The 6,905-nt window shown below is 68.3% G+C and carries 5 protein-coding genes; 4 read left to right on the forward strand and 1 reads right to left on the reverse strand.

Annotated elements, in window-relative coordinates; all coding sequences use genetic code 11:
• Nucleotides 1-25: 25 nt before the first annotated feature.
• Entirely contained in the window at nucleotides 26-1,063 is a 1,038-nt protein-coding gene (locus K9U41_RS10675) for an ABC transporter substrate-binding protein (protein WP_282640820.1), read from the reverse strand.
• A 343-nt stretch (nucleotides 1,064-1,406) separates the two neighbouring features.
• Here K9U41_RS10675 and K9U41_RS10680 point away from each other — a divergent pair, with 343 nt between their 5' ends.
• The 4 genes from K9U41_RS10680 to K9U41_RS10695 form a co-directional block, all read left to right on the forward strand.
• A complete protein-coding gene (locus K9U41_RS10680) occupies nucleotides 1,407-3,863 on the forward strand; it encodes a TonB-dependent receptor (RefSeq protein WP_282640821.1) in 2,457 nt (818 codons plus the stop codon).
• A 306-nt stretch (nucleotides 3,864-4,169) separates the two neighbouring features.
• Nucleotides 4,170-5,063 carry a methylene-tetrahydromethanopterin dehydrogenase N-terminal domain-containing protein gene (locus K9U41_RS10685; RefSeq protein ID WP_282640822.1) on the forward strand — a complete coding sequence of 298 codons (894 nt, stop codon included), beginning with the start codon at nucleotides 4,170-4,172 and terminating at the stop codon, nucleotides 5,061-5,063.
• A 95-nt stretch (nucleotides 5,064-5,158) separates the two neighbouring features.
• Nucleotides 5,159-6,163, forward strand: coding sequence for a methenyltetrahydromethanopterin cyclohydrolase (mch, locus tag K9U41_RS10690; RefSeq protein WP_282640823.1), 1,005 nt, complete (start codon nucleotides 5,159-5,161; stop codon nucleotides 6,161-6,163).
• A 1-nt stretch (nucleotide 6,164) separates the two neighbouring features.
• Nucleotides 6,165-6,905 (forward strand): ATP-grasp domain-containing protein (locus K9U41_RS10695; RefSeq protein ID WP_282640824.1); only part of this gene is annotated, 741 nt, incomplete at its 3' end.

The raw sequence follows: 6,905 nt of genomic DNA on the forward strand, positions 1-6,905 counted from the left end.
CCGGGCAGACCTCATGGAACGCGTCTCATGGCGCCGCGCGCTCCGGCGCAAAATAAAGGCCGGGCGGCAGGCTTGCCGCCGGCCCCACCAGGCGCTCGCCCCCCAGCCGCGCCAGCACGGCATAAAGCTCAACCGCCGCCGCTTCGTCCTCGACCAGGGACAGCCGCGGCACGCCGGCGATGAAGCCCTCCCGCAGGGCGGCGAAGGTGGCCTCGTCCGGCGCCTGCATCTCGCCCCGCGCGGCGGCCCAGGCCGCCTCCGTCCGGGCCGGATCGTCGCCGGCAAGCGCCGCCTTGGTGGCACGGGAGGCGCCCGCGAAGGCGGCCACGGTGGCGGGATGGGCACGGGCGAAGGCGCCGTCGAACACATAACCCACCAGGGTCGGCTCGCGCGGCACGCCGAAGCCGCGCACCAGCTCCTCGACACTGATGAGGCGCCGGAAGCCCTTGGGCGCCAGCCGCGCGCAGAAGGTCCAGTAGAGCAGCGCGGCGTCGAGATTGCCGCGCTCCAGCTCCGCCGCCAGCAAGGGCGGGGCGGCGAAGACGGGGCGCGCCGCGCTCTGGAGGTCGAGGCCGGCCTGGGACTGGGCATGGGCCTTGAGCATCAGCCAGCTCTTGTCGAGGGCGCCGCCGGCCACCCCCAGCCTTTTTCCGGCGAGATCCGCCACGCTCCTGAGGGGCGAATCCGCGCGCACCATCACCGCGCCCTCGGCGGAGGAGAAGGGCAGATAGACCAGGTCGCGGCCCTCCGCCTTCACCCGCGCCGCCCACAGCAGGTCGGACAGGATGGCATCCACCGCGCCGGCCTGGAAGGCGATGCGGCCGGCATCATTGGTGGCGAAGCGCTGCGGGGCGAGGGTGACGCCGTGGGCGGCATCGAGCCCCAGCGCCGTCATGGCGGCGATCTCCCACGCCCCGGTGCCGAACTGGAGCAGGCCGAGGCGCAGCACCGGCCAAGGACCGGCGGTTGGGCCGGTGGCGGCGCGGGCGGGCAGCGCCGGGAGCGCGGCCACACCCGACAGCGCGCCTGCCGCGAGCGCGAGCATGCGACGGCGCGTCAGCATCCCCTGTCCTCCCTTGTTTCCTGCGGGGATACATGAAACCGCAGGCTTGATTGGGATGCAGTCTGGAGAAATTCCAGTTTGCTGTCTACGGCAACCCGCCGCGCCGCCAATTCTGAGAGAAAGATGAGAAATGATCTGCCGCCTTCGCATCTGCACTTTGCCCATGACCGCACAGCCGGTCCATATTTGCAGGCCCGATGTTCTCAAAGATCTCTAAAGATTTGAGGAGATTGACTGAACACCTGAAACCACTATCCTGCCACAAACAAGAGATGGCGGTGATACTGCTGCACATTCATCGGAGCGCAGGTTCTGCGTCCGGATAGAAGCAGGGGGCGGGGCAATGAGGGCGGAAACTTCCTGGCGGGCCATCTCCGTGGCGCTCGGCCTTTCGGGGGCGGCGCTGCCGGCCATGGTGTTGGTGTCGGGAGCCGCGCTTGCGCAAGCTGCGGCCGAGGGCGGCGCGATCGAGCTGCCGACGGTGGAGGTGGTCGCCACCACGCCGCTCAGCGGAACCGGCATCGATGCGGACCGGGTGCCCGGCGCGGTCACGGCCATCTCGGCGGAGGAGTTCAACCGGCTGCAGTCCTTCTCCACCATCGACGCTTTGGTCCAGTATACGCCCAGCGCCAATTCCACCGACGTGCAGGGCAACGCCTTCTTCCAGGACTTCCGCTTCCGCGGCTTCGCCGCGTCCCCGCTGCAGGGCACGCCGCAGGGCATCGCGGTCTACCAGAACGGCATCCGCCTCAACGAGGCGTTCGGCGACACGGTGAACTGGGACCTCATTCCCGAGGTCGCCATCGACCGTGCCGAGGTGTTTTCCAACAATCCGGCGTTCGGCCTCAACGCGCTCGGCGGCGCCGTCTCCATCCAGATGAAGAACGGCTTCACCTATCACGGCTTCGAGGGCTCGGTGCAGGGCGGCTCGTTCGGCCAGATCGGCGGCTCGATCCAGTATGGCGGCGAGAAGGATGGCGTCGGCCTCTACATCGCCGCCGACGCAGTGCGCGACGACGGCTGGCGCAAGCAGTCCCCCTCCGAGCTGGCGCGGTTCTACGGCGACCTCGGCTGGAAGGGTGACAAGGGCGAACTGCACCTGGTAGCCAGCGTCGCCAGCAATTCGCTCGGCGTGGTGGGCCCCACCCCGGTGGAGATGCTCGCCTTCGACTATACCTCCGTCTACACGTGGCCGCAGACCACCCAGAACGACATGGGCATGCTGGCGCTCAACGGGCGCTACGACCTCTCCGACACCTGGCAGCTGCAGAGCAATCTCTACGTCCGCCGCTTCAAGCAGTCCCACGTGGACGGCAACGACGCCGACCTGGAGGAATGCAGCAACAAATGGAACCCCGGCGTCGGCGACACCCAGATGTGCCTGGAGGAGGACCAGTTCACCGGTCCGGCCGGCGGCGGCAACCCCGTCACCAATCCGCAATACGCCGCCTTCCGCAGCCAGATGGTGCTCTATGACCAGAGCGGCAACACCATCCCGTTCAACGAGCTGGGCGCCAACCAGCTTTATGGCGTGATCAACCGCACCTGGACCGAGACCACCACCTATGGCGGCTCGGTGCAGGCGACCAGCACCGACAAGCTGATCGGCCACGACAATTACTTCGTCGTCGGCGGCAGCATCGACTACAGCACGGTCAACTTCAAATCGAGCACCGAGCTGGGTATCACCGACATCAACACCCTGGGCGTGGCCGGCACCGGCATCTACCTACAGAACAAGCCGAATTATTCGCTGCCGGAAGAATATCAGGTGTTCTACCTGCCGGTGAATTTGGACGCCACGACCACCTATTACGGCCTCTACGCCACCAACGCGTTCGACATGACGGACCGCGCCACCCTGACCATGGGCGCGCGCCTCAACGTGGCACAGATCACCATGCAGGACGCCAGCGGCACCAGCCCGCAGCTCAATGGCGACTATACCTTCGCCCGCATCAACCCGGTCATCGGCGTTACCTACAAGATCACGCCCGAGGTCACCGCCTATGGCGGCTATTCGGAATCCAACCGCGCGCCGACCCCGCTGGAGCTGAACTGCGCCGACCCCAACCGGCCGTGCCTGCTGGAGAATTCCCTGGTGGCCGACCCGCCGCTGGAGCAGGTGGTGTCGCACACCTACGAGGCCGGCCTGCGCGGCGGCAGCAAGCTCTTCGGCGGCGCCCTGAGCTGGAAGCTCGGCCTCTACCGGGTGGACAGTGAAGACGACATCATCGCCCTCGCCAGCGAGCAGACCGGCTACGGCTATTTCACCAACGTGCCCGCCACCCGCCGGCAGGGCTTCGAAGCCGGGCTGCAATATGCCAACGGCCCGTGGAAATTCTACGCCAACTACGCCTATATCGACGCCACCTTCCAGTTCTCGGGCACCCTTGCCTCGCCCAACAATCCGCTGGCGGACGACGGCGAAATCTTCGTGACCCCGGGCGACCACATTCCCGGCATCCCGGCCCAGACCCTGAAGTTCGGCGCCGACTACATGGTGACGGACAAGTGGAAGGTGGGCGGCGACGTCATCGCCGTGTCGAGCCAGTATTATGTGGGCGACGAATCCAACATCAATCCGATGCTGCCGGGCTATTGGGTGGCCAATATCCGCACCAGCTACCAGATCACGCCCAACATCCAGGTGTTCGGCCTGATCAACAATCTCTTCAACCAGAAATATGCCTCCTACGGCACCTTCTTCGACACCGATTATCTGGGCCTCAACAACGCCCAGATGCAGTCCCCCGGCCAGCCCCTGTCCGCCTACGCCGGGCTGAAGGCGACCTTCTGAAAGGAGACCTAGGTCATGCCCGGGCATGACGTAGGGAAAGATCGCGGACGCCCGCTTCCGCCGGTGCACCGCAGCATCCCGCGGTGTTTTCCTACTGTTATCGGCCGCTCGTTTTTTCGCAGTGCAAGGAAAAGGTATCCTGCGGCAAAGACACGCCAAGGATAGCTGCAAACGCCCTTGCGCGGCACGCGGCGTTGGTTCAAGAGTCTCACCCATTCGACTGCGTGCGGGGAAACAACCGCCGAGTTCCGGAGCGATCCGGGGCGAAGCCACCCGCTAATGTTTCCCTCGACACGGAGCTGCGCCATGGCGGAATCCGCCCCCATTCTCCACATCATCACCCCCCTGAGCCACGTCAGCCCGTTTGACGTGAACATGGCGGTGGATGCCGGCTACACCACCATCGCCCCCTATTCCCGCGTCGCCCTGAGCGAGGTGCGGGACCTGACGCAGGACATGATGTTCTCCCGCGCGCCCCAGTCGGCGCCGCGCACCGGCCTGTTCATCGGCGGCAAGGATGCCGCCCTCGCCCTCGACATGGCGGCGGAGGCAAAGGCCTCCATCTTCCCGCCCTTCGAGATTTCCATCTTTCCCGATCCCGCCGGCTCCTTCACCACCGCCGCCGCCATGATCGCCAAGGTGGAACAGGCCCTGCTGAAGACCCGGCCCAAGGGCCTGGAGGGCGTCGCCGTGCAGGTCTATGGCGCCACCGGCGTGGTGGGCTCCATCGCCGCCGTCATCGCCGCGCAGGCGGGGGCGCGCGTCACCCTCGTCAGCCATCGCGAGGTCGCCGCGGTGGACGAGAAGGCCAAGGACCTCAAAGCCCGCTTCGGCGTGGAGCTGGCCACCACCGCCGCCGTCACCGACGCGGAGAAGGCCGCTCTCGTGCCAGAGGCGGAAGTGGTCCTTGCCGCCGGCAAGGCGGGGGTGGAAATCCTCACCGCCGCGCACCTTCAGGCCGCAACCCGGCTGCTGGTGGCGGCGGACGTGAACGCGGTGCCGCCCGCCGGCATCGCCGGCATCGGCGCCCATGATGCGGCGGCCGTTCTGCCCCACGGCATCGGCATCGGCGCGCTCGCCATCGGCAATCTTAAGTACGCCGTGCAGCACACCCTGCTGAAGCAGATGTGCGTCACCGATACCCCGCTGTTCTTCGATCTTCCCGCCATCTTCAAGCTCGCCCGCGAGCTGGACGCGTAGGAAGCCGCCATGCAGATCCGCACGTCCTCACCCGCCCGGCCCCGCGCCCGCCGCGCGGGGCTCGCCTGCGTTCGCCCGCTCCGGGAGACCCGGCCATGACCTCGCAAGCCACGTCACCACTCCCCCTGATCCCCCCCGTGGACGCCGCCCCGCAGATCAGCCTCGCCACCTGCGTGGCGCCGCTGGTGGATGCCCTGATCCGCGATGCCGACGCCCTGCGTCTCAAGGTGTCGCGCGGCCCGCGCGATGCGCTCATCGTGGATGCCGGCATCACCGCCGCCGGCGGGCTGGAAGCCGGCCGCCGCATCGCCGAGATCTGCCTCGGCGGGCTCGGCCGGGTGGCGCTGGTGCCCGCCGGGCGGTTCTCGCCCTGGGACACGCTGGCGAGCGTCTCCACCTCCGATCCCGTGCTGGCCTGCCTCGGCAGCCAGTATGCCGGCTGGAGCCTTGCGGCCGGTGACTTCTTCGCCCTCGGCTCCGGCCCCGGCCGGGCCATTGCGGCGGTGGAGACCCTGTACGGGGAACTGGGCTACCGCGACCGCGGCGAGAAGGTCACCCTCGTGCTGGAAACCGGCGTGGTGCCCCCGGCCGAGGTGGTGGACGAGATCGCCGCGCGCTGCGCCGTGGCGCCGTCCGACATCACCTTGATCCTCACCCCCACCAGCTCGCTGGCGGGCACGGTGCAGATCGTGGCGCGGGTGCTGGAGGTGGCGCTGCACAAGGCGCACGCGCTGCACTTCCCGCTGGAGCACATCGCCGACGGCGTCGGCTCGGCGCCCATCTGCCCGCCCTCGCCGGATTTTCTCACCGCCATGGGCCGCACCAACGACGCGGTGCTCTATGGCGGCGACGTGCATCTCTTCGTGCACGGCCCGGCGGATGCCGCCAAAGACCTCGCCGCGCGGCTGCCCTCGCTGGCCTCGCGGGATTATGGCCGGCCGTTCGGGGAGATCTTCGCAGGTTATGACTGCGACTTCTACAAGGTCGATCCGCTGCTGTTCTCGCCAGCGCGGGTGACGGTGACCGCCATCGACCATGGCGGGAGCTTCACCGCCGGCGGCTTCGATCCCATCCTCATCGCCCGGTCCTTCGGGGGCTGAGGTGGCGGGCCTCGTCCTCTTCGCCGAGCGGGTGGACTGGCATACCCGCTCCCTTATTGCCGCCATCACCGCGCGCGGCCACACCGCGCGGGTGATCTCGCTGAAGGCCTGCGGCTTCGCCGTGGGGGAGACCGCCCACGGCCTGCTGCTGCCGGGCTTTGCCGACGACCTGCCGGACGCCTGCTTCGTGCGCTCGGTGCCCGCCGGCACGCTGGAGCAGGTCACCGCCCGGCTCGGCGTGCTCCACGCTTTGCGCGAGATGGGGGTGCGGGTGATGAACGACGCCCGCGCCATCGAGCGCTGCGTGGACAAGAGCGCCACCACCTTCCTGCTGGCCCGCGCCGGCCTGCCCACCCCGCGCACTTTGGTGCTGGAAGACCGCGACACCGCCCAGATGCTGGTGGATTCCGCCCCCGGCGACAGCGTGCTGAAGCCCATGTTCGGCGCCCAGGGCCGCGGCCTCATGCGCCTTGCGCCCAAGGCCCGGCTGCCGGACGCCGAGGAGGTGGGCGGGGTCTATTATCTGCAGGATTTCGTTTCCGCTCCAGTCCGGTCTGCGTCTTCGCAGACCCACGAGGACTTCCGGGTGTTCGTGGTGGGCGGACGGGCCGAGGCGGCCATGGTGCGGCGGGGCACGTCCTGGATCACCAACATCCACCAGGGCGCCACCGGCGTGGAAGTCGCCGCCGAGGGCCAGCTCGCCGACCTCGCCGTGCGCGCGGCAGGGGCGGTGGGGGCATCC

Source organism: Xanthobacter autotrophicus, assembly GCF_029991245.1.
Lineage (GTDB): Bacteria > Pseudomonadota > Alphaproteobacteria > Rhizobiales > Xanthobacteraceae > Xanthobacter > Xanthobacter autotrophicus_C.

What these genes read in the sequence shown, in the direction of transcription:
- K9U41_RS10675 (WP_282640820.1), bottom strand. Translation starts at nt 1,063, where the DNA reads ATGCTGACGCGCCGTCGCATGCTCGCGCTCGCGGCAGGCGCGCTGTCG.
- K9U41_RS10680 (WP_282640821.1), top strand. Translation starts at nt 1,407, where the DNA reads ATGAGGGCGGAAACTTCCTGGCGGGCCATCTCCGTGGCGCTCGGCCTT.
- K9U41_RS10685 (WP_282640822.1), top strand. Translation starts at nt 4,170, where the DNA reads ATGGCGGAATCCGCCCCCATTCTCCACATCATCACCCCCCTGAGCCAC.
- mch (WP_282640823.1), top strand. Translation starts at nt 5,159, where the DNA reads ATGACCTCGCAAGCCACGTCACCACTCCCCCTGATCCCCCCCGTGGAC.